20 protein-coding genes are annotated in these 23,148 nt (G+C 48.8%); 13 read left to right on the top strand and 7 right to left on the bottom strand.

All coding sequences use genetic code 11. From position 1 onward, the window contains the following. Positions 1-4 precede the first annotated feature (4 nt). From MV421_RS08365 to MV421_RS08355, 3 genes are read right to left on the bottom strand one after another with little or no spacing between them, the layout of a single operon-like run. Positions 5-994: an ABC transporter ATP-binding protein gene (locus tag MV421_RS08365; protein ID WP_297503026.1), complete on the bottom strand. Its 990-nt coding sequence runs from the start codon at positions 992-994 to the stop codon at positions 5-7. After that, complete coding sequence (locus MV421_RS08360) at positions 995-1,270, bottom strand: MarR family transcriptional regulator (protein WP_297503024.1); 276 nt, start codon at positions 1,268-1,270, stop codon at positions 995-997. A gap of 10 nt (positions 1,271-1,280) precedes the next feature. Next, on the bottom strand, positions 1,281-2,084 hold the full coding sequence (locus tag MV421_RS08355) for an ABC transporter permease (protein ID WP_297503022.1): 804 nt from the start codon (positions 2,082-2,084) through the stop codon (positions 1,281-1,283). A 430-nt stretch (positions 2,085-2,514) separates the two neighbouring features. Between MV421_RS08355 and MV421_RS08350 the strand changes: the two genes are divergently transcribed. The 13 genes from MV421_RS08350 (at position 2,515) to MV421_RS08290 (ending at position 16,170) form a co-directional block, all read left to right on the top strand. After that, the gene (locus MV421_RS08350; protein WP_297503020.1) at positions 2,515-3,222 is read left to right on the top strand and encodes a radical SAM protein; all 708 of its coding nucleotides are present in this window, start codon (positions 2,515-2,517) and stop codon (positions 3,220-3,222) included. 304 nt (positions 3,223-3,526) lie between these two features. Further along, on the top strand, positions 3,527-3,958 hold the full coding sequence (locus MV421_RS08345; protein ID WP_297518195.1) for an SPASM domain-containing protein: 432 nt from the start codon (positions 3,527-3,529) through the stop codon (positions 3,956-3,958). Further along, complete coding sequence (locus MV421_RS08340) at positions 3,959-5,686, top strand: M1 family aminopeptidase (RefSeq protein WP_297518192.1); 1,728 nt, start codon at positions 3,959-3,961, stop codon at positions 5,684-5,686. 89 nt (positions 5,687-5,775) lie between these two features. Then, positions 5,776-7,281, top strand: a complete 1,506-nt coding sequence (locus MV421_RS08335) for a DUF4932 domain-containing protein (RefSeq protein ID WP_297518189.1) — start codon at positions 5,776-5,778, stop codon at positions 7,279-7,281. A 166-nt stretch (positions 7,282-7,447) separates the two neighbouring features. Beyond that, positions 7,448-8,236, top strand: a complete 789-nt coding sequence (locus MV421_RS08330) for an ABC transporter permease subunit (RefSeq protein WP_297417319.1) — start codon at positions 7,448-7,450, stop codon at positions 8,234-8,236. A 10-nt stretch (positions 8,237-8,246) separates the two neighbouring features. Next, entirely contained in the window at positions 8,247-9,167 is a 921-nt protein-coding gene (locus tag MV421_RS08325; RefSeq protein WP_297504109.1) for an ABC transporter ATP-binding protein, read from the top strand. Positions 9,168-9,194: 27 nt separating this feature from the next. Next, entirely contained in the window at positions 9,195-10,688 is a 1,494-nt protein-coding gene (locus MV421_RS08320) for a PEP/pyruvate-binding domain-containing protein (protein ID WP_297417313.1), read from the top strand. Positions 10,689-10,780: 92 nt separating this feature from the next. Further along, complete coding sequence (purL, locus tag MV421_RS08315; protein WP_297417310.1) at positions 10,781-12,925, top strand: phosphoribosylformylglycinamidine synthase subunit PurL; 2,145 nt, start codon at positions 10,781-10,783, stop codon at positions 12,923-12,925. Next, positions 12,922-13,917, top strand: a complete 996-nt coding sequence (locus MV421_RS08310) for a formate--phosphoribosylaminoimidazolecarboxamide ligase (RefSeq protein ID WP_297417307.1) — start codon at positions 12,922-12,924, stop codon at positions 13,915-13,917. Before purL ends, MV421_RS08310 begins: the two co-directional genes overlap by 4 nt. 67 nt (positions 13,918-13,984) lie before the next feature. After that, the gene (guaA, locus tag MV421_RS08305) at positions 13,985-14,908 is read left to right on the top strand and encodes a glutamine-hydrolyzing GMP synthase (RefSeq protein WP_297504119.1); all 924 of its coding nucleotides are present in this window, start codon (positions 13,985-13,987) and stop codon (positions 14,906-14,908) included. A gap of 46 nt (positions 14,909-14,954) precedes the next feature. Beyond that, a complete protein-coding gene (locus MV421_RS08300; RefSeq protein WP_297417305.1) occupies positions 14,955-15,164 on the top strand; it encodes an antitoxin AF2212-like protein in 210 nt (69 codons plus the stop codon). Continuing rightward, entirely contained in the window at positions 15,161-15,607 is a 447-nt protein-coding gene (locus tag MV421_RS08295) for a type II toxin-antitoxin system VapC family toxin (RefSeq protein WP_297417301.1), read from the top strand. The genes MV421_RS08300 and MV421_RS08295 overlap by 4 nt, the downstream gene beginning before the upstream one ends. After that, positions 15,604-16,170 (top strand): GMP synthase subunit A, encoded by a 567-nt coding sequence (locus MV421_RS08290; protein WP_297417298.1) that lies wholly within the window; start codon positions 15,604-15,606, stop codon positions 16,168-16,170. Before MV421_RS08295 ends, MV421_RS08290 begins: the two co-directional genes overlap by 4 nt. Positions 16,171-16,493: 323 nt before the next feature. On the opposite strand, the gene MV421_RS08285 is transcribed toward MV421_RS08290, so the two are convergent. Genes MV421_RS08285 through MV421_RS08270 form a run of 4 tightly spaced genes read right to left on the bottom strand, consistent with a single transcriptional unit; the run spans position 16,494 to position 23,110 of the window. Beyond that, on the bottom strand, positions 16,494-17,237 hold the full coding sequence (locus tag MV421_RS08285) for a DUF2101 family protein (RefSeq protein ID WP_297504102.1): 744 nt from the start codon (positions 17,235-17,237) through the stop codon (positions 16,494-16,496). A gap of 4 nt (positions 17,238-17,241) precedes the next feature. After that, entirely contained in the window at positions 17,242-19,569 is a 2,328-nt protein-coding gene (locus tag MV421_RS08280) for a DUF2341 domain-containing protein (protein WP_297504100.1), read from the bottom strand. Beyond that, positions 19,569-21,671: a hydrolase gene (locus tag MV421_RS08275; protein ID WP_297504096.1), complete on the bottom strand. Its 2,103-nt coding sequence runs from the start codon at positions 21,669-21,671 to the stop codon at positions 19,569-19,571. The genes MV421_RS08280 and MV421_RS08275 overlap by 1 nt, the downstream gene beginning before the upstream one ends. Continuing rightward, entirely contained in the window at positions 21,668-23,110 is a 1,443-nt protein-coding gene (locus MV421_RS08270) for a hypothetical protein (protein WP_297504116.1), read from the bottom strand. Before MV421_RS08270 ends, MV421_RS08275 begins: the two co-directional genes overlap by 4 nt. Positions 23,111-23,148: the final 38 nt, after the last annotated feature.

Genomic DNA, 23,148 nt, shown 5'->3' with positions numbered 1-23,148 from the left:
TTTATTATTTACATAACTGCACGAAGACCTCCTCAAGGGTCACCGGGGCGCTTTGGAGGTCAACTACGTTGTACTTGGAGAGGCGCTTTAGAACCTCCCGGAGCCCATCGTCTCTGAAATAAAGCTGGAGGTGCGTGAATTGTCCATCACTTTGGACCTCGATTTTCTGGATTATGCTTTTGAACTCACCAGCGTTCACCTTCCCCTTAATTTTGGCGATTAGTTTCCTCTCCGCTTTTAGGGCTTGAACTTTCTCAACGAGTTCTCGAGGTTTACCCTCGGCTATTTTTCGCTTGTTGAAGAAGAGTATTCTATCGCAGAGCCTCTCAGCCTCGTTGAGGTTGTGGGTCGTCAGGAGTACCGTTGTTCCCATTTCCCCTGAAAGTTTCAAGATAGCATTCCAAACTTCCCTCCTTGTGAAAATATCAAGATGCACAGTGGGTTCATCCAAGATGAGGACCTCGGGCTGAATGATGAAGGGCAATGCGAGGTAGACCTTCTGCCTCATTCCGGCGGAGAGCTTTTGGTACCACTCGTTTCTTTTTTCATCCAAGTCCAAGAGCTTGAGGGCATAGTTAATTCTTTTATCTGCCTCCTGCCCTAAAACACCCCAGAGTTCGGCTATGAACTTAAGGTTCTTTTCAACACTTACGCGCCACTGGAAGAGGCCGAATAAGTCCCTGCTTCCCCCGAAGATTGTGAAGATTTTGCCCCTAATTTTATCGTGCTCCTGGATTGAGTCGTGTCCGTTGATGTAGAGGTGGCCCCTCGTTGGAATCACGAGACCATTGGCAATTTTACAGAGTGTAGTTTTTCCAGCCCCGTTCGGACCCAGAAGGCCGTATATTTCGCCTTCTTTAACTTTAAAGCTCACATCAACCAGGGCTGGAATTTCTTCACGGGGAGTTTTGAGAAAGTCCCAGAGGCTCTTCAAGTCGAGCAGGGACTTTATCGGTGGAGGATAGTACTTGGTCAGATTAACGGCTTCTATCACTCAGACCACCCTGACAACGTACGTTCTCCCTTTCCTCTCACGCTGAATTAATCCCATGTTTTCGAGGTTTTTTATTGCCCTGCAGGCTTGGGCTCTGCCGAACAGCCGGCTCAGTTCGCTTTGTGTTACTTCATCATTGTCGAGAATGAAGTCCAATATCTGTCTCTCCAGCTCACCCAGTTCATGTTTATGCAGGCTGTTTATCTCAATCTCCACTCTGAGAAGCAAAACGAGTTTCCCGTTTTCACACTCTTCCTTGAGGATGTGCACTCTCATAAGGCCCACCTCACATCTGGCCCAGCGTTCCCAGCTGTCTGGCCTTGTTAAATCCCCATCTGAACGTGATGTATCCGATGAGGAGCATTACGGCCGTGATAACGAGCATGTTAATTAAACTCGGAAGGATTTGGGATAACGAGTAGCCGCCACCCATTGTGAGCCTGCCCATTTGAAGGATGTACGTCTCGGGATGGATTTTTGATAGAGGTTGGAGCCACCCGGGAAGCTTTTCCGGGGGGAAGTAGAGCCCGCTGACGAGTTGAGCGGTTATGTTGAAGAACCAGTTTAGGGGATCTTGTCGGGCTTTGGTTGCTATTCTGAACCCCGCTGAGAAAAGGTCGAGTGCGAAGATTAATAGAATGCCGCTTAGAATGACGACCAGAACGCCGAGGTTGAGGTGGATCCTTAAACCGAAAAACAGGATGTATGCGAGTGTTACGATGAACGTCAATCCCAGATTCCACAGAATTCGCCAGGCGTTGATTCCGATGAAAATGGATGTTAGAGATGCAGGAGAGTTGTAAAGGACTGGGAATATTCTCCCGAGGACGAAGGATGATATGCTTCCCCTCGGCAGGAAGACGAGGTTGTGGATTATTGAGCCAATGAGGAGGTAGTCGAGGTAGTTTGGAGTGCCGTACTGGGAGATGTTTGCATTGATTGTGACAAGTTTTGCGAAGATTCCGATGAAGAGGATGTTCAGGCCGAGGCCTATGAACTGAAGGAGCAGATCAAAGCGCCTTGAGAAGAAGACCTCCTTCTGGATGAAGACGAAGGCTTTGATTGTTCTAATGCCCTGCACTGCCTCCATTTGACCACCTGAAGTCAATTAGTGAAATTACTTATAAATATTGCCTTTTTTTTGCTCATGAATTGTTTCACTTTATTTATAAATGGATTTCAGTTGTTTATAAATTAGTTGCAGTAAAACTTATGGATTGTTTCAGTGAAGAATTAAACGCAAAAACCCGAAGGAGGTGAGGTAGATGGAGTTTGATATCATTGAAGTGGGGTCAGGGGAAAGCCTTGCAGGGAATTACTGCAGTCCTAACTGTAGTCCCAATTGTAGCCCCCATTGCAATTGTAACTATGAGTGCGAGGATTATTGTACGATCTACTGTCCAGAAGTTTGCATAGAGCACGGACCTATCCCGATTCCAATACCTGTATTTTGTCTCGTATACCACTGTACATGCCACTAATGCTTTTGTTTATGCATTTTTATCCTTATTGTTGGGGTGATGCCAATGGTGAAGATTTCCAAATATAATATTGCTTTCAGATTAAGAGAAAACACCTATATTTTGTATAATACTCTGTACAATAGCATCTCTAAGGTGGATTTTGAGCTATTAGAGGCAATGTTAAAAGGAAACCTGGAGGATATTCCTCAAGACATTAGGTCGAAATTATACAATTTTGGTTTTTTAGTTGATGATGAGTTAGAAGAGTTAAATATTATTAAAACGATGCATAATTTTGAAATCTCTAAACTATACTCTGCATTCAGAGTTGGTTTGACCTTAACTATGACCTATGCCTGTAATCTTAAGTGCCCCTATTGCTATGAGGGCAATCTAACACAGAAGGCAGATTTCTTATCAAAAAAAGATATTGACATTATTTTAAAATTTGCTCTGAACCATCAAAAATACTTTCCAATTAAACGCAATCCTAGCATTGATGTAAGTTTCTATGGGGGTGAGCCTCTTCTTAATTGGAAATGCTGTAAATATACTTTAGAATCACTTGAGGCTCTTAAGAGGAAAGGAGAAATTGAAGATTATACTGCAGGATTTGTCACGAATGGAACACTGATAAACATGGACGTCATTGATGCTATTAATGATTTTAACATTGTGTCAATGCAAATTACTCTAGATGGTCCCAAAGAGATTCATGACAAAAGAAGGATAACTAGGACGGTAAAGGGACATTTGACACTATAATACATAATATAAAGCTCTTACTAGATAATGTCACGAATAAAAAGTTTCATATAGGGATTCGAATAAATGTTGATAAGACAAACGTCCATGCAATTCCTGACTTGCTGGATTATCTCGTTTCTGAAGGCATAAGTGAAGTTAGTATTTCATTTGGCATTATCCGGGGAGATATTCAGCATTCGCATTCCTGTAATAACACTCTCTTGACTGGGAGTGAATTAAGAGACTATTTACCAAAGCTCTGGAAGGAAGCATATGTACGAGGTTTTGAAGTTCAAACTAGACCAAACTACCGAACATTATATTGTATGTATATGACCACCCATTCTCTTATGTTGTTGATCCCAACCGGAAACTATACCCATGTTGGGAATTTGTCGGTAATGAAAAATATTCTGTGGGGGAGATAACAGATGACGGACATTTTAAAGTCAAGCCATATTATTATGACGTTAAAGCAAAAGACCCAACAGAATTCGAAGAATGCAAAAAATGTCCATTTCTTCCCATCTGTGGCGGTGGCTGTGCCGCTGAATCAATAAGAAGAAACGGGCACCCCAACGGACCGGGATGCGATATGAACAGATACATTTGGAGGGAAGGGTTGAAATTTTATCTCGCTAGAGGGTATCCTCACTTGTTTACTTCAGATGAACTGGTAGATATCTTAGGGAAAGTTCCAGAGGGGGTAAAAGATGATACAAAAACATTTGAATTCAAGGTGGGGGGTTGGTAAATGAGAAGAACGAGAGAGTTGGGTATTCTAAGTATTATTACAATTGTGCTCATTATTATGGGGTGTACGGGTCCTTTTCACAGCAATCACCAAAAAACATTAAAGCACTCGGCCTATTTAAGAATAATATACCCCAGAGAACCCCGTACATTGCATACATCAGTGGAAGAAATAGACAACATGGCTAACTCCGTAAGTTATCTCCAGTCCGGTAATCTCACAGTGAATTATCATCCCGACGGGAGTATCTCTGGAGAATATAACTTCTCCATTAAGAACATCCACCATAATTTAACTCTGTATCTTGCTACCATAGGTATTCCAGATGCCTTGAAGCTCAACGTAAGCCTTAATGGAAATAATATTGAACTGAATAGACTCGACAAGTACATCATCAGGAACAATACACTTGGACTGCGAGCTAAAGTTTATGTCATCAATGTCTCAACATCTCTTCCTGAAATAAAGGGAATGATAAAGTACCAGCTTAATGATTCTTTTGTGAGAACTCTCAACCCTTCGTTGACAATCGGAACACCATTAACTTGGTGGGCAATTAGCGGGAAAGGGAACCTTGTAAACTTAACGGTTAGATTTCCCTCAGGTTATATTTTCTTCCTGCCTGGGTACGGACTTTTAAATTCAACGATTAAGATGAAGAACTTCAATATCAACAGGATTTATGGAGCCTTTTTTATGAGAGTGGGCAAGGTGCAGGAGATAAGCGCTGGGAGTATGCACGCTAAAATTTATATTCCTGCAAACTGTCAGTATACCCATCAGTCATTGGAAAACTTTGAAGAAAAACTCCAAGTGGCACTTACTCTTTACAGTAATGTAACGAAAATAGTTCCGGTTAATATATTCTACATTATTTTAAACCCCTCGTGGCCTATGGACGAAGGCCTGACGACAACAGATACTACAGTACCCTCCGTGGTTATTGGATGTTTCTCTTCGCATCAACTCCCAAGTGTTGGCAATGTGGTTTACTCAAATCCAGGATTGATTTTTCACGAGCTGGGACATTTATGGTTTGGGGACTACGCTAAATTCGGTCGGATTGACGAGAGTCTTGCCACGTTTATGGAATTTTTAGCCATGTCCAAAACAGATAAACAATATTCAAATTATCTTGATGATCTTGATGATATTGAAAACCTTGATGTACTTCCAAACTTGAAGTCAATGTCGTTGATATATGCGTATAAAGAGGGAATACTAAACCCAACCATCAGAGAAGCAATCATTTACTACAAAGGTGCTTTCGTCTTTCGCTCACTTCAGTTCGTCTTGGGTAATGAGACTTTCTTTAAGGGCTTGAGGGAGCTTTTAAAAGAGTGTCATGGTAAAGAGTGCAATTTGACGGACATTCAAAACGTTTTTGAGAAAGTCAGTGGTCAGAATTTAGACTGGTTCTTCAACGAGTGGTTTTACACCACAAAAGTGCCCGATTATTACGTAAGAAATCTGAGTTTAAATCGGAAAAACGGAAAATATCTCCTAACTTTTGAAATTACCGACGAAAACAACTTCACAATGCCCCTCGATGTCGAAGTAAAAACCCAAACAAAGAGTTTCGTCAAAAGAGTCTGGGTTAACGGGACTGCAAGGGTGGAATTCGAATTAAACGATAAACCCAGGATAATAATCCTCGACCCAGATGAATGGATGGTCAACGAGAACAGAGTTTACCCTTTAAAAGGTGTTGAGATAATCATTAATTAAGACGTAAAAAGAAACAAATAAGAACGAAACCACACATATGAACGGGAGGAGAAATAACAATGCCCAAGGTTAAACCTTTAGTGGTGCCGTTGTCCCTGTTAGTACTCCTTTTCACATATTACCTGACTCAGTCACCTGCTCCTCCAAAGCCGGACTTCCAGCTCAACGTCTCCCCGATTTTCGAGTGTTCCGGCAACGTCTGCGTCGAGGTGAATCCCTACATCGAGCTGACGGATGTTGTTTTCCACCTTGCGGGTTGGAACTCCGGCAACATTACTCCCTACTCTCAGGAGGTTGAGTCTTACTTTTCCTCCTACAGAAACCACAGGGCAGTACTCCTGGCTAAAAAAGCCCTGAGAGAGGGCCTGGAGTACGATGCAATTCCAAAGTTCGCGCTGGAACTGAACTCCACGGAGTGGAGCGGATACCTTCTTTCAAGAGTACACGGAAATAAAAAGCTCCTCAACGAACTTTCCATAGCGATAAAAGATTTCGCCCGAGAATCGAACTTTTCGGCCTTCTACGAGAACCACAGCGGGTTTTACAGGGAGCAGATAAGGCTCTTTTTTAAGGAGAACTCCGGTATTTTCAACCTTCCTCACTTCGAGGAGAAGTTCTTTGGAGAAAATAGGAAACGCTGGGTTTTCGTTCTCCAGCCCCTTGAAGCATACTACAGCTACAGCGGTTGGATGAACAACACCGTTTACGCCTTTATCGGAATCTGTTCGACGTTTAATGGGACTCAATCATACTGCAGTGCTTCTGCCCACGAGCTTGCCCATAGCTTCGTTAACCCTGCGGTGGACAGACATTACAGGGAGTTCAGAGAGTACAGGAAAATGTTCTCGCCTGTAAGGGATGTCATGACTTCCATGGGGTACTCGGGCTGGAAGACTTACCTTGACGAGACCCTCGTGAGGGCGTTTGAAGCATATTACATTCTCGAAACACAGGGAAACCTGAGTGCGGAGAGATTTATACAGACTCAGGAAACCCTCGGATTTTACCTCGTGGGGAGAGTCTACAGGGCATACCTCGAGGACTACCTCTCAGATAGGAACAGATATCCTACCTTCAACAGCTTTATGCCGGAGCTCGCAGAGCTTATGGGTAGATGGTATCGGGAAGGGTTCTGGAAGAACATCTATCCTGAGCCGACCCTTAGAATGGCGTTTTTGAAATTTAAAACAGAGGGCGTTAAAATATACGTTGCAGGGAACCTCTCAGAGAGCACCTACGTCAGAAACTACGTTGAGACCCTTAGAAAGGCGGGTTTTAAAGTAAACTTCACGAACAGGCTCGAAAGTGGCAACCTCATTGTCATCGTGCCATTAAACTCTCCAATCGTCCGGAAGCTCAACAGGTACGTGGAGATAAGGAATAACTCCGTCGTTCTCGATGGGGTTGAGTACTCCAGGGGAGTTTTCCTCGTTGAAGCCCTTAGGAATCCGGAGGGAGGAGGATTTGTCCTTTTAATGGCGGGAACTCCGGACGTGTTCAAAAGAAAGCCCTCTAAAAGCGGTGATGAGAGCCTGCTGAACTACCATTACTTCGTGTACATTACAGAACTCAAAAGAGCGGTCGCGTTTGAATAGATGCAACCTCTGGGGGGATTTATTGAGTAAGATTGATTTCATAAAGAGTTACCGGAGGGACTAAATACGGAACGGCCAAAGTGTACTGTACTACACCATACTGCACCGTGTTAAAAACCGATCGGGGAATAGTGGTTGTGGATAGCGTCCTCCTGGAGGGAGGTGAATGAGGCCCGAGATGAAGGCCCTAGTCGAAAAAGAGTGGTGGATGTTAAGGGACAACTTATCCCAACTTTTTTCCGGGATTGGAATGATAATATTTATAACTGCGCTGTCGGTTCTCGTTCCTCCAACCCCCCAGAGTTCGTATGCCGTTTATCATCAGATCACTTCTAACCCAGAACTGTTCGGAGTATCCGGGGAAATCGTGAGGTCATTAGGCAGGTGGGTGTTCAATTTCGGGGCCATGGTAGCTCAGATACCGGTGGTTTTTGGCATAACAATATACATAGCCATTTATTCATACCTAGCGAACTCAATCCTTTCCGAGAAAACAAATAAAACGATAGAGGTTCTCTTCTCAACATCCCTTCATGAAAGCGAAATAATTGCTTCGAAGATGATAACGGGAGCATTTCTTGGAATTGGACTCGTAATCCTTGCTTTTTTGATAAACACCCTGGGCATAGAAGCTGGTTTTCATCACTATGCCGGAACATGGTGGATGCCAACCAGAAGCTATCTGTTCCTCATGGTACTCTTTTCTGGAGCTTTCTCTGCCCTCGCATTCCCCGTTGCGTTAGTGGTTGGAATGAGAGGATCCAAGGTTTTGATGGCCTCAGGCACGTTTGTAGTGTTCATCCCAATAGGGGTCCTAATATTTGCATCGAGGTTTTCGGCAACTGATTATGTCAGAACGATGCTCCTAATAGCGATTGCGGGTGCTGGCTTGGCTGTACTCCTTACACTGCTCTCAAGAAGAATAATAAACAGGCTGGCGTTCATAACGAACTGAGGGGGTTCCGATGCTTGAAGTAATAAACGTGAGTGCAGGTTATGGCAGAGGGGACGTTATCCATGATATCTCATTCACCGCAGTTCGAGGTGAGATCTACTTACTACTGGGCACGAACGGAGCGGGGAAGACGACAACTTTCAGGGTCGTCACAGGAATACTGCCCCTCTCCAGTGGCAGGGTGGTGATTGAAGGAGTAGATTTATGGAAGGAACCCACAAAGGCCAAGGTGATGATAGGATACCTGCCAGAAGGTGAAAGGGTTTATCCCAATCTGAGCGTCTACAAAAACCTTCTGTTCTTCTCCCGCATCTACGGCGTTCCCGAAGGGCGGATTAATAAGATCCTCAAGGAGTTCGGGCTGTATGAGCACAGGGACAAAAAAGCCGGGGAACTGAGCAGGGGTTTGAGGAAAAGGCTCGCCCTTGCGAGGGCTCTCCTACATGATCCCGAGGTACTCGTCTTGGACGAGCCTTTCAGCAACCTCGACGTTCCAAGCGTAATGGAGCTGAGGGAGAGGATTATTGAAATGCTGAAGGAGGAAAAGATCGTGCTCTTCTCAACCCATATTTTGAGTGAGCTTCAGCACTTTGAAGGAGTGAACTGCAGAGTGGGTATAATACGGGACGGGAAGCTCATTTTGGAAAAAAAGCTTGAGAACCTCATATCACTCCTCAGAAGTGTTGAGGTTGTCCTTACCGTGACCAATCAAGAACTGGCCCTTCGGGTTCTGAAGGAGAAAGAATACAACACCCGGGCTGAGGGCAGGAACATCGTTGTCAGTGTATCCAGCTACGCATCTGAAGTGCCCGAGATAACGAGTGTTCTCGCCGAGAACGGTGTTGGACTTCTGCAGGTGAGACCTAAGGAGGTGCCCCTCGAAAAGCTGTTCATGGAACTCTCTAGGGGTAATGAGGCACATCGTCGATAGCACTCCCCGGATAGAGGGTGATATCACATGTTCGTCCGCTCCATTTCAGCCGGAGGCACTGTTGAGGAAATCGGCGGAAAAGCCCACCGCCTATCCATCCTAACTAAATACTTCAACGTCCCGGAGGGATTCGTGGTAACAACGGAGGCCTACAACACCTGGAGAAGGGAAGGACGGCTATCAAAGGAACTCGTTGAAGAAATTCGGGAATACTTTTATTCCCCCTATGTCCTTGAAGGCAAGTTCCCCATCGTCGTGCGGAGTTCAGCAACGGTGGAGGACAGCAAAAAGGCGAGCTTTGCGGGCGTTTTCGAGAGCGTGACCAAGGTGAACTCTTTCGATGAGTTACTCAAGGCGATTGAGAGGGTTTTTAGAAGTGCAACATCCAAAAGGGTCAGGCTTTACATGAAGCGAAGGGGGATAAGCGAAGAACCCAAGATGGCCGTCATCGTCCAGAGACAGATAAACCCAAAACTCTCAGGGGTTCTCTTCACGCGCTCCCCAAACGATCCTGAAACCGCGCTCGTTGAGTTCGTCCAGGGCTCCCCCGAAAAGCTTGTGGGCGGGGAAGTCAGCGGAAAAAGGCTGTCCCTTTCACGCGATCCTTCAGAGGTTGAGGATCCGCTAATGAAGGAACTTCTCACCACCGGGTTGGAGGTTGAGGCTCTCTTCGGGAAGCCCCAGGACATTGAGTGGGCCTACGACGGAACCCTCTGGCTCCTTCAGTCGAGGGACGTAACGGCACTGGCGCAAAAGCGCAAGGAGGCTAAAGCACCGCAGGGATGGCACAGGCTCAGGGGAATCCCGGCCAGTCCTGGAAAGGCGAAGGGAAGGGCGTACTTCGTGCTCGACGATCAGCCGCCTGAGGAAGTGGAAAAGCTTTTTCCGGAAGGGGCTATTTTGGTGACCTATGTTCTCCACGCGGAACATTACAATACCTTCGCAAAGGCCTCTGGAATAGTGACAAAAGTGGAGGGCGTGCTTTCCCATCCTGCGATAATCGCGAGGGAACTCGGCATTCCCTGCGTCGTTGGGGTTGACGTTGAGGTAATACGGGAGGGGGACGAGGTAACCGTTGATGGGAGCGCGGGGATTGTCTACGTGAAGAACCCAAAAAAGGTTCTGAGGGGGATTGAGCTTTGGAAATCAAGCTATGTGGAAGATGAGATCACAAAGGAACTCAGGGATGAGTACGTGGAGGCCCTTGGGGAGCTCTCTCCGGAGAGGCTGGAGGAGGTTATCCTGAAGGCGTTTTCACTCGCCAGGGAGCTTTATTCCACGGATAGGGAGAAGGCCTTCAACGTCTACTACTTCATAAACGAGCTCATGGAGGAGGAAACGCCGAGGATTCTCGCGGAGCGGTTTGATGTTGTGGGTGTATTCTCCCGCGCTGACAGGGAGGCGGAACCGAGGAGTGAAGAGGAGAAGAGGCTCTTCGAAATCTACCGCCTCCTCAAGGCTTTCATTAACTACACGGACGAGAGGGTAAGGGAGGTTCCAAAGATGCTCTTTGGAGTTTGAGAGGAGCGCCAATTTTTAACATTTTTTAGTCAAAATAAACCTTAAAAACAGTTCTTTTTTACATTAATACGTCAATTTCCGGAGGGTTCACAATGTTTCCGCACGAGGAGAAGCTCATCCGTGAGCGCCTGAAGAGAGAGCCTAACGAAGTTGAGTGGGCCATGCTCGAGGTCATGTGGAGCGAGCACGCCGCCTACAAGTCGAGCAGACCCTTTCTGAAGCTTTTACCGACCGAGAGCGAGCACGTGATTCTCGGCCCCGGCGAGGACGCCGGAATAGTTAAGTTCGACGACGAGACGTGGATAGCCGTTGGGATAGAGAGCCACAATCACCCTAGTGCAGTGGAGCCCTACGGGGGAGCTGCAACGGGCGTCGGCGGGATTGTGAGGGACATCCTCTGCATGGGTGCTCGTCCAATAGCGCTCCTCGACCCGATAAGGTTCGGACCTCTGGAGAAGGAGCGCAACCGCTACCTCTTTGAATACGTCGTCAAGGGCATAGCCGACTACGGCAACAGGATAGGCGTCCCGACCGTTGGGGGCGAAACCGAGTTCGATGAGAGCCTCGACAGCTACGCGCTCGTGAACGTTGCCTGCGTAGGGGTAATGAGACCGGGGCACCTCGTCCGCAGCTACGTGAGTGAAGCTGGCTTAAAACTCGTTTTGGTGGGCAACAGAACCGGAAGGGACGGAATCCACGGAGTAACTTTCGCGAGCGAAGAGCTTGGGGAGAACGCCGAGGAGGAGGATCGCTCGGCGGTGCAGATTCCTGACCCCTTCACCGAGAAGCTCCTGATCGAGGCGACCCTTGAAGCGGTCTATACTGGAAAGGTTAGGGCCCTCAAAGACCTCGGCGGTGGCGGTTTGACCTGCGCCTCATCGGAGATGGCCGGGAAAAAAGGCTTCGGCGCGGTTATCTACGCAGACCGCATCCCGCTCCGCGAGCCGGGTATGACGCCTGCGGAGGTCATGATATCGGAGAGCCAAGAGAGGATGCTCTTCGCTGTCAAACCCGAGGATGTGGAAGAAATCGGGAGGATTTTCGAGAAGTACGAGCTTGGGTGGGCCGTCATTGGTGAGATAATTGAGGAGCCGCGCTACATCGTCTACTGGAAGGGGGAAAAGGTCGCCGACCTGCCGGTTGACCTGCTCACGGACGTACCGACGATAGAGTGGGAGATGAAGCCCTACAGCGTAGAAAAGGACGTCGAAACGCCCGAGGTTGACTTTAGAGAGGCCTTCGATCTCGTCTGGAGCGGTCCGAACGTCCTGAGCAAGCGCTGGGTCTGGGAGGGATACGACCATGAGGTTCAGGGAAGAACCGTGCTAAAGCCCGGTAGAGACTCAACGGTTCTGAAGATAAATGAAAAATGCGGTTTAGCTTTCGTCACCGATGGAAACCCTAACCACAGCTACTTCAACCCCTACCACGGCGCGATGGGGGCCGTTGCCGAGGTGGTTAGAAACCTCGTGAGCGTCGGGGCGGAACCTTTAGCCCTGGTGGACAACCTCAACTTCGCCTCGCCCGAGAGGCCCGAGGTCTACTGGAGCTTCGCTGAAACCGTTAGGGGGCTGGCCGACGCCGCCAAGGCCTTCGATCTGGCCTACGTCAGCGGTAATGTCAGCTTCTACAACGAAGTCGTTGACAGGCCGATAAAGCCAACTCCTGTCGTTGCCGGCCTCGGGAAGGTTGAGCTTGAGAAGATTCCCCAGATGGGGATTGAAGAGGGCCTGCTCATCGGCATTGTCGGGCTTACGAAGAAGGAACTCGGTGGCTCTGAGCTCTACGCAAGGCTCGGCGTCGAGGGCGGCTTCGCTCCACGCGTGAACCTCGACGAGGAAAAGGCGAATGCCGGGGGGATTTTGAGGGCTATACGGAAAGGTCTGGTTAGGGCAGTCCACGACGCTAGTAAGGGAGGAATAGCCGCCGCTCTGACCGAGATGGCCCTCGCCGGGAAGGCTGGCTTTGAGGTCGACCTCTCAGGGGTTCTGGTGGAAGGAAGTCTCTCCCATCTGGAGGTTGCCTTCAGCGAGAGCCACGGGAGGTACGTGGTGGCCTTCGAGGAGGAGAAAATTGACGACCTTAAGGGTCTCTTCAGGCACTTCGCCGTTGTAGGAAAAGCCGGCGGAAGCAACGTGGTCTTCCGCTGGAGGGGAGAGGAGCTCCTCAGAAGGCCGATTTCCGAGCTGAGGAAAATCCACGAGTCGCTACCGATGCTTTTGGGTGAGGAAGAATGAGGGTAGCTACCTACGCTTCCCATTCCGCCCTTCAGATTTTGAAGGGCGCAAAGCAGGAGGGCTTTGAAACGGTGGCCTTTGGGACTGGGAGGGTAAAGCCACTTTACACAAAATACTTCCCCGTTGCAGATTACTTCATCGAAGGGACTTATCCGGAGGAAGAACTGCTTGAGCTTGAGGCCGTGGTTATCCCCACCGGCTCCTTCGTGGCCCACCTGGGAATTGAGCTTGTCGAGAGGATGCGCGTCCCCTACTACGGCAACAAAGAGGTCCTCAAATGGGAGAGCGACCGCTCCCTGGAGCGGAAGTGGCTCGAAAAAGCGAAGCTGAGGCTTCCGAGGGTTTACGAAGACCCGGACGAGATTGATGGGCCTGTTATAGTCAAGCCGTTCGGCGCAGGCGGCGGAAGGGGCTACTTTTTGGCTAAAAGCCCGGCCGATTTTTGGAAGAAGGCTGAGAGGCTCGGTATTAGGGGCAAGGAGGACCTGGGGAGTGTCCAGATACAGGAGTACGCCGTTGGGGTTCCTGTTTACCCGCACTATTTCTACTCGAAGCTCAGCCACGAGCTTGAGCTTATGAGCGTTGATAGGAGATACGAGAGCAACGCGGACGCGATAGGCAGAATCCCAGCGGGAGAACAGCTGGGCCTTGAACTGAACACCAACTACACGGTAATCGGCAACATTCCGGTCGTCCTCAGGGAGAGCCTCCTGATGGACGTCATCGAGGCCGGGGAGAGAACTGTTAAAGCGGCTGAAAAGCTCATGGGCGGTCTCTGGGGACCGTTCTGCCTTGAGGGAATTTACACCGAGGAGCTGGAGTTCGTGGTCTTCGAAATCTCAGCCAGGATAGTGGCGGGAACCAACCCCTTCGTCCACGGCTCACCGTACAGCTGGCTCCGCTACGATAAACCGGTGAGCACGGGCAGGAGGATAGCGATGGAGCTAGGGCAAGCTGTGGAAGAGGACAGGCTTGGGGAGGTTTTAACATAAATTTGTTTAATATTTCGCAGAATAGATTTATAAATTAACGTTCAAATGCTGGCCAAAGGTGGTGCTCATGTGGGAGAAGTTCATCGAGGAGAAGGTTGAGGAGATAAAAGAAACCGTTGGGAACGGTAAGGCGATAATAGCACTTTCGGGGGGGGTTGACAGCTCGACCGCGGCGGTGCTCGCCCATAAAGCAATAGGTGAGAGGCTTCACGCGGTCTTCGTCAACACGGGCTTCATGAGGAAGAACGAACCGGAGTTCGTCGTGGAGACCTTCCGCGGCGAGTTCGGCCTCAACCTCCACTACGTTGACGCGAGCGAGCGCTTTTTTGCCGAGCTTAAGGGAGTAACCGAGCCAGAGGAGAAGAGGAAGGCCATCGGAAGGGTCTTCATCGAGGTCTTTGAGGAGGTCGCTAAGGAAATCAACGCCGACTTCCTCATCCAGGGGACGATTGCCCCCGACTGGATTGAGAGTCAGGGAAAGATAAAGAGCCACCACAACGTCGGTGGTCTGCCGGAGAGGCTCAACCTCAAGCTGATAGAACCGCTTAGAGACCTCTACAAGGACGAAGTGAGGGAGCTCGCCAAGGAGCTCGGTCTTCCTGAGAAGATATACAATCGCATGCCCTTCCCCGGGCCGGGCCTGGCCATTAGGGTTCTCGGAGAGGTCACGCCGGAGAAGGTCGCCATCGTTAGGGAGGCCAACGCCATAGTCGAGGAGGAGATTGAGAGGGCCGGGCTGAAACCATGGCAGGCCTTCGCCGCCCTCCTCGGCGTCAAAACGGTTGGCGTCCAGGGCGACATAAGGGCCTACAAAGAGACGGTAGCGGTCAGAGTTGTGGAGAGTCTCGACGGCATGACGGCCAACGCGATGGCGGTTCCCTTCGAAGTGCTCCAGAGGATAGCCTTCAGGGTAACGAGTGAGATTCCCGAAGTTGGAAGGGTCCTCTACGACATCACCAACAAGCCGCCGGCGACGATAGAGTTTGAGTGAGAACATTTATTTATTTTTGAAGAGATTTTAAAATATGGTGGCAGGGATGAAAGAGATAATTGAGGTTGTTTATGAAAATGGCGTGCTGAAGCCTCTGAAACCCCTGAAGCTGAAGGAAGGGCAGAAGCTCAGGGTGAGGATTTACCTTGGAGATTTTCTTGAGCTGGCCAGGGAAATGAGAAAGGAAGTCACTAAGGAGCGCTTTAAGGAGGATCCAACCGATTACCTTCTGCACCTCAGGGAGGAGGAGACATGAGAGCTGTTATAGATACCTCCGTCGTGTTTCATCTATTTTCCAGCTTTTATCCGGAGCGAACCGTGGTTGCAGAAAAGATCATTGAAGGCACCCAGTTGGGAGGTACGGAGCTTTACGCTCCCCGTCTTGGAGAGGTTGAGTTCGTGGCGGTCCTATCCAGATATTTCGGCTATGAAAGGGTCCAGAAAACCCTGGATTTTTATAGCACCATAGTCACCTGGATTCCGGAAGAGCTAGTAATCAGGGATTTGAAGGAGGTGACGTTTCAAACCCACCACAAGGCCTCTGACATCTACTTCATCGCAACAGCCCTTCATCTAAACGCAGTTCTAATAACCAACGACAGAAAAATGGCCGAACTGGCAAAATCCTTAGATTTAAATGCATTCTATCTGGTTGAAGAATCCGACGAGTTTTTCAAACTCCTGGGGGTGGGCCCATGATAGTGATTATGGACAACGGCGGACAGTACGTCCACAGGATTTGGAGGACTTTGAGATACCTCGGCGTCGGGGCAAAGATAATCCCCAACACGACGCCGCTGGAAGAAATCAAGACGATGAAGCCGGAGGGAATAATCTTCTCCGGCGGGCCAGACATAAACAAAACGGGCAACTGTAAAGCCATCTTGGAGCACTACGACGAGTTCAACGTTCCGATTTTGGGAATCTGCCTCGGGCATCAGCTCATAGCAAAGCACTTCGGCGGAGAGATCGGACGGGGGAATAAGGCTGAGTACAGCCTCGTTGAGGTCAAAATCCTCGACGAGGATGAGATATTCAAAGGCTTCCCCGAGAGGTTAAAGGTGTGGGAGAGCCACATGGACGAGGTGAAGGAACTTCCCCCCGGATTCAAGATTCTTGCCAGGAGTGAGACCTGTCCGGTCGAGGCCATGAAGCACGAGAGCCTTCCAATCTACGGCGTTCAGTTCCACCCGGAGGTTGCCCACACGGAGCGTGGAGCAGAGGTCTACCGCAACTTCGTGGAGCTTTGCAAGGTGCTTTAAGGGGCATGCGTAAGGGGTTACTACTTACTATTTCTTATTATAAGAATCAGAAAACTTTATAACCGTTGTTTTCGTATTTGTAATGGTGATACTTTGGGGCACACCCTGTACTATTCCACCTCCGTGGAAAAATGGAAGGAGTTCACCCACCTTGTAAAGAAAGCGTGTCGTGGGCTTGAGTGGGAAGCAAAAATTTTGAAGAACAGCGTGGTAGTGAGGGCACCGTGCAATCACGTTGAGATGTTAGTAATCGAGAAAAATGGGAAGGGATTCGTAAAGACAAACCTTGTTGAACCATGCCACTCGATCTACCTTCTCATCCTTTACTCCGTCGCGGCCTTTGGCTCTGTCTCCCTTTGGGAGGACTGATCAAGATAAACCTCGATTATCCTCGTCGGTCGGGCGCTCTTCAGAGCCTTCTCCTCTACCAATATTTTTACAACACTCCCTGGTTCGGCATCGGAAATGGCGGGGAGCCAGTAGTAGCCGGGCTTAACGTTGGCCGCTATATCATCGTGGACAAAGACCCTAACGAGGTCGTTCTTGACCTCCTCAACGACACCGTAGGTGTAGTCGCGGCCGTAGCGGGACTTGAAATAATACCTGAACACCACCACAACCCCAAGTATCGCCGTGAGATACCCAATATAATAGTACACCGTGGTTGAGATATCCCGTACTACCGCGTATCCGGTGAATGAAGCAAATGAGATTATAGATATCCAGTAGTAAAACACCCTATACAGATCCGGCTCTAGGAAAAATCTTCTGTTCCGTACTAGAATGTACCTAATGTACAGGAAGTACGGTGGAGCGATTAGAAGAATCCAGAGCACATCCAGCCTCAGGAGCAGGAGGATCAGGTTTATCATCAGATAGGACACAAACGCAAGTTGTAATGTTAGGCTCAGGAACTCGTGGACGGTAAGGTTTCTTCTTATTAAACGCCTCAGGTGTCTAAAGGAAGGGGGTTTTTCTGAAGGTGCCGGGAGGAGCAACCCCCGGAGCTTCCCAACACCTGAGTCTACCGCCTCCCCTATCCCGTACAGAACGTCTTCAATGGGCATGATTTCACCTCACCGTTAGATCCTTCGACCCATATATGCCAAATATCTCCTCTGCTGTCCTTTCATCTATGTAAAATGGTATGATCGAGAGATCACCGCCAGAATACGTACCGTAGGATATTCCCCAGACCCGGTATCCCTGAACCTTTGGCGCTTTCTTGAAGTAGTGGGGCAGGAAGTAGTAGTCGACACTGCTCTCATTGTCCAAGGTGATACCCAAGGTGTTAAACAGGTTGAGAAGTTTCTCATCGTAATTTGCGTTGGGTATCATGAAGCTGACGAGACCTATGGGATAGTAGCTGTTCCCATACTTGTACCCGAGGGCGTCCTGCATTGAGTGTGCCAGTGCAACGTATGCATTGTGGTTCTGGTCACTCCCCTCCAGACGCTCAAAGAATGACCAACCTCCGGGTATCGCGAAGTAGCGGTTGTCCCGAAGGCAGTTGATGAAAGGCTGGAGGTCATAGACCCTTGCCGCTGTTTCCGTTTGGGTGGTAGTAGTGGGTGGGGTATATTCCCCGATTCCCCCAAACGTCACTGTGGGCAGGGTCTGTATATACTTTCGTATGAATATCCACTTGAATATGGCTTTATTTTTATTCCCGTTGTAGAGGTTTACCAGGTATAGATATTTCAGGGGAGGCTGGTAGTGCCGTAGGTACCCATCTAAGTTTTCCCTTACCGGTGTTGGAAAGCCGGTGTAGTCAACCCCGTAATCCAGGAAATTTACGTACGCCCCGTTTATATTGGGCTTTATTATCGCCTCGTAGGTGTGGAAATCCGTGTCCCCCCTTGCGCCATCATTAGTTGCCGGACCTTGCAATGGCCATGGCCACCACCACACATAATATACATCCCATATGGCTAGTGAGTATGATAAGCTTTTAGTGTCGTCAATGAAGTATATCCACTGTGGGTTACCGTTTACGTCGGTGGTGCTAACATAAATCCCACTATCCCAGGCCTCGTTGGTGCTCGGTATGCTGGGTTTCGCCCGGAAGTCTATCGCTATGCTCCCTCTTAAATCCAGTGAACTCAGATCAAAGGACTTATCTTTGCCATCTTGGATTATCTCCTCTGTACCATGGAACCACTCAAAAACACTGGTTCCGTTCCCTCTGGTTGCATAGGTCGGGGCATCCCCAAAGTACAGAGTGTATTCCGTTGAAGCTGTCGCTCGTATCCATACTATGGCTTTTGTGGAACTCCAGTACTCGATCCAAAATGGAACTTGAGTACATGTTCCCTTCTCGACAATCCTGATTGATGCATTGTCCCCGGTGTAGTACGTTTTGCCAAGTATCTCCGAGTTGGTTATCACTATAGGTATCTGGTACCCGTCGTAGTTGGTGAGACTCCCCCCACTTATCGTGAAGTTCACCCTATACCCAAGTGAGGGATAGCACCAGCCGCCCGTCCCTCCGCTGGTGCCTGAGGAGGTGCTGTTGAAGACCATCACGCCCATGTCACCGTCATTCAATATGATCCTGTCCGTAGTCACCGGTGAGTCGTTGATCGTCAGGTTTGTCATGTAACCCTCGGTTGGGGCCCAGATGTACGTTGAGTTGTACTGGAGATCCTTTCCAAAGAGGCCCACCACCCTGGTGTAATTTGTGATACCGGAGCCGTTGGCCGTGGTGAACGGTGGGGTGAAATCGGGGAACGCGTAGTTGCATGCCCTCACCGAGCGGTGATACCTGCCCCCTGTCATAGCAGAGTACATGGGGTCTTCAAGGTTTTGGATGCTTATTATTGAGTAGATGTAGCCATTACGCGGAATCGGTCCCGTGTAGACGACGTTCCCCGAGAGATCGCGGATGGTGACGTTGGGTATCCGTCCCCTGATCACAACGTGGAACGCGTCCAAGAGCGAGACCGTTAATTCGATGCTGTTGGCTATCTTCGCCGGGCTGGGCTCGAGGATATATCCCTGTTTTTTGAGCATGGCCGATACGTTTGACATCCAGCTTTTCAGATCCTGGTTCCTCATTATCCTCTGGACATCGGGGCTATTCCCTACGGGACTGTAGGTGGTACCCTTCAGGATGAGATCCCTGATCGTATTGTTGACCATATAGTTGGGGTTTATGAAGTTCCCTGTGGTGGCCACGTAGTCAACAACTGCCACTAGGGCCCTCTTTCCCGAGAGTTCCATAGCCTTCTGGAAATCCAGTTCAAGGTAGGACACGACATCGAACGTCCTCTCAACCTGTGTCCTCTCACTTTGGGAGTTTATTATCTGGGATGATGCATCCTCGTAAGTGGCCAGGAGCAGAAGTAGGGGTATCAGAAGGAGTATCACTGTGGAGTTTATCAGGAAAGCCCTCCTCATCAGTGCTCCCTCCACACCCTAAGGGTTATCTGCATCGGCTGGAAGAGACCGGGAATGTTGCCCATGGAGGCGAAGTCAATCGTGACCGTCGATGGGAGTTCCACTAGTAACGGATCGGCTTGGGTTCCGTTCCCCCCGAGATTGTTGAACAGGCGCACTATGGCGTCGTCCACGGCGTAGGTTTTTCTGCCCTCTAAGAGCTGAGTAGCGCTGATATTACAGTACGGTTCATTCCCCGCCAAGATGTAGTGCGGGTTAGAGTCACCCTGCCAGTAGTAGGTTATGTTGTACCCCCCGCAACCGTCCCGTATGAACTTGGGGAAGACGTTGCCATAACCGGCGTAGGCCTGGATGACATATGTCAATGTACCATCCCCATTTTTTGGCTGTAGTTGATAGCCGTTGCCTAGGGTAATTTGCAGAGTGTTAGCTCCGTTTGCTATTGCGTTGGGGAGACTTTTGTATTGATAATCAAATGTATTGGCGGTATAACCCACCCTTGCCAGTGCGTATATAAATGGATCAGGAGGATGCCGGTATAGGTCCGTGGCTGGGATCTTACTGTTGTCAACGGTTATCACCTGCTCTGGCTCTCCGTAGTTGGTGGAGTACAGCCAGGGAAACTGGAATTTCACCCACAGCGGGGTAACACCGGAGGGCACGTTGAAGTTGATGATCACGTTCCTAGTCCAGTCACTGTCTGGGAGGGATATCGGTTCCGTGATATCTATAGTGTACGGTGTTAAAACAAGTCCAGTATCATAATCGGCCTTAATAAAGGAGTCTTTTCCGATTAGATGTATTCTGGGGTTGTAGTATGCGTCCCTGCCTCCTGCATTAACCACTATTGTGGTGTACCTGCTCGAAATCTGTGTATAGTTGTAGCCGGCGTTCTGAAGCGTGGACGATATCGTTGAGTTGCTCCAGTAACAGGTCTTGATTTCCGTGGAAGTATTGTACTGACAGTTTGTAGGGCTTATGGTGACACTCTGATTGAACATGAAGGAGAGGGTTATCGGTGTGTTCTTACTGACGTTTCCGACGGCCACTTGAATGCTCAGCGAGTTCAGCTTGCCCGGAACGAACAGATACTTCCAGATTTCAATCCCGTAATTCGCCGTTACATCCTCAAAATGGAACTCTTTTGGGAATTCTAGGGTTGAGGGTATGGAGGTTCTGTATTTGATTTTTATGTACTGAGCACCGTCCTCACCACCATCGTACCCTCTTTTGTAAACCCTGACCTCGAATACGTTCTGTTTTCCAGGGTGAAAGTTTGCCTTCAACTCATTCTCTACCCTGGAATTATCACTGACTTTAAGGTTGTCATTCACGTATCCACTCCATATCTCCTGTCCGTTTAGGTATATCTTGTACTCGGAGCCGACCCATGCCGGTTCCAGGAACCATGTTATGTGCTCTATTGAGGCATCCGATGGGATCGCATTGGCGGGGACTATATACTTTATATCAACCGCCTGACTTGAATAGTCCGTTCTAGCGTAGATATAGTCACCCCTTATCACGTAAACGTTCTCCTTGCTCCCGAGCTTTGTCAAATAAGCCCTCGCCATGTAGCCCCTAGGGGTCTGGTTGTAGGCGTAGCCGCTCATTATGATGGTTGCCGAAGAGACATCAGGGGCCTTTGAGTAGTTGGAACCCACTTTTCTGAGATACGGGCTTGTGTAGTTGTTTATCATTAGTTCATAGTCATACCCCTTGAGGGTCGTGTTGAGGAGGTAGCCAAGGATCTTCGCGGAATTATTCTTAAACTTGGACTGAATGGACTCATTGTACATAGGAGCGACAGCCCAGTAAGTAGCCACAATGTCCAAAGGTGTCATATCAGGAGTTACATAGGTTGTGTTAATAACCCCATTTTTAATCCACTCGTTTATCTTCCCCGGAGGCACGAGCTGGTTCAGCGGGACCGTCCTGAGGGTTTCAAGGGTATCGAATGCAATATGCTGGGACTGAGAGCGCATGTAAGTGGAATAAACTCTGGAAGTGTTATTCATAATAACGACTATGCTGGTCACAAACATCATGACCAACAGAAGCGAAAGCAGTGCATCTAGTGTGAATATGAACCCCCTCCTCATGGGTCATCCCACACCATCAGTTTTACAAGGGCAGGCTCAGACTTCGGTTCAAGGTCCCACTTTATACTCGGCACAATATAAATGGAAACCTCACTCCTATCCCATCCTCCCAGGGAGTAGAACCACAGGCCCGCAAACCTGTTGCCCTCCTCACCAAAGATATCCTTAAGGGGAATTGAAACGGACGATGTTGTTCCAGGATACTGCTTGACAACAACACCCGCCGTCGTATTCTCTACCAAGACCCCTTTGAGCGGGTCTCCCCTTTGGTTCCTGTAAATCATTAACCCAATGGGATGTGAGCCAGACAGTGCCACGAACGTGGCGTTTCCCTTTGTATCCGGAGCGCTGACCGAGAGGTAGGCACCTAAGGGCACGGGCTGAACGAGGATGCCATAAACCAGAGGATCAACGGCTGATGGTCCTGCGGATAGGTTGTAATCGAAGTGGCTTATCGTTATCACCCTCTCAGCCGACTCCACCCATGGAGAACTGTTCATGGAGGCAGCAACGAGATCCCGGTCCTGAGTGGGGGTCCCATTGATGACCGCGAACCAGTAGGTGGGGCTCTTCTTCTCCCAAAGGTTAGTGAAGAGTGTGTAGTTGGTGGAGACCTTCGGGGTGGTGTTGTCATAGGCGAAGACCGTGACGACGATGCTCCCCTGTCCCGAGGTTAAACGGATAGTCCTCCAGTCCCCCTTTGTTTCCAGTTGTATCTGAAAGTTGCTGATTAAGCTCTTGGCATAAATTATAATCTCTGTGTTCTTTGGAAGCGGCCCAATCACACAGGTGTTTCCGCTGGAATAGTCCTTGTTACATAACTCCGAAGAGATATCCGCGCCCGTGGTTGTTAGATACGTTGTTGAACCTGTGACGATTTCAATTGTGTCCCCCTTACTTATGTTGATGTTTTTTCCGTTTTTTCCTGTGAGTGCTGTTATATTTTCATCTATGTAAACACTACCGTTTGCTTTCGTGATCTTAATGTAACTCACGGAGAAATAATCGTTGCCCTGAGGGCTTCCTTGGAGATCAAACCGAACCCCTTTCCCGTTCCTGCCTGTGAATGTAATGTTGGGTATGTAAATCCGCGGAAAGCTCCCCTCAATACTCACTTGGAAAGAGGAGAGGTAAAACTCAATGGAAAAGTCCTTACCCAAGCTCATCTTTTTTAATACACTTAAAACGGAAGGGTTATTGAAGTTAAGGGCCAAAGCCCTAACCCGGTTATAATCTAAACCCAGTATGGATGTGTTACTTTTAAGTCCGAGGACTTTGAGTGAGTTAATGTTTGTATACCAGTCCTCCGGAACACCGGGACTCTTTGTTAGAACGTCAAGCATGTTGTCCGCTATGTTGGCCCTCTCATACCAACCTATCATCGACGTTATGCCGCTACGCAGGCTCTCTGACGTTGCCGAAACGGTTCCAAGGATCATTATCACAAGGACAAGGGACACGAGGGCGTCCATGGAGA

The sequence above is a fragment of the Thermococcus sp. genome (assembly GCF_027023865.1).
In the GTDB taxonomy this organism is placed as follows: Archaea; Methanobacteriota_B; Thermococci; order Thermococcales; family Thermococcaceae; genus Thermococcus.
Note: the sequence above shows the minus strand (reverse complement) of the source record. Positions and strands in the feature narration are given on the sequence as shown.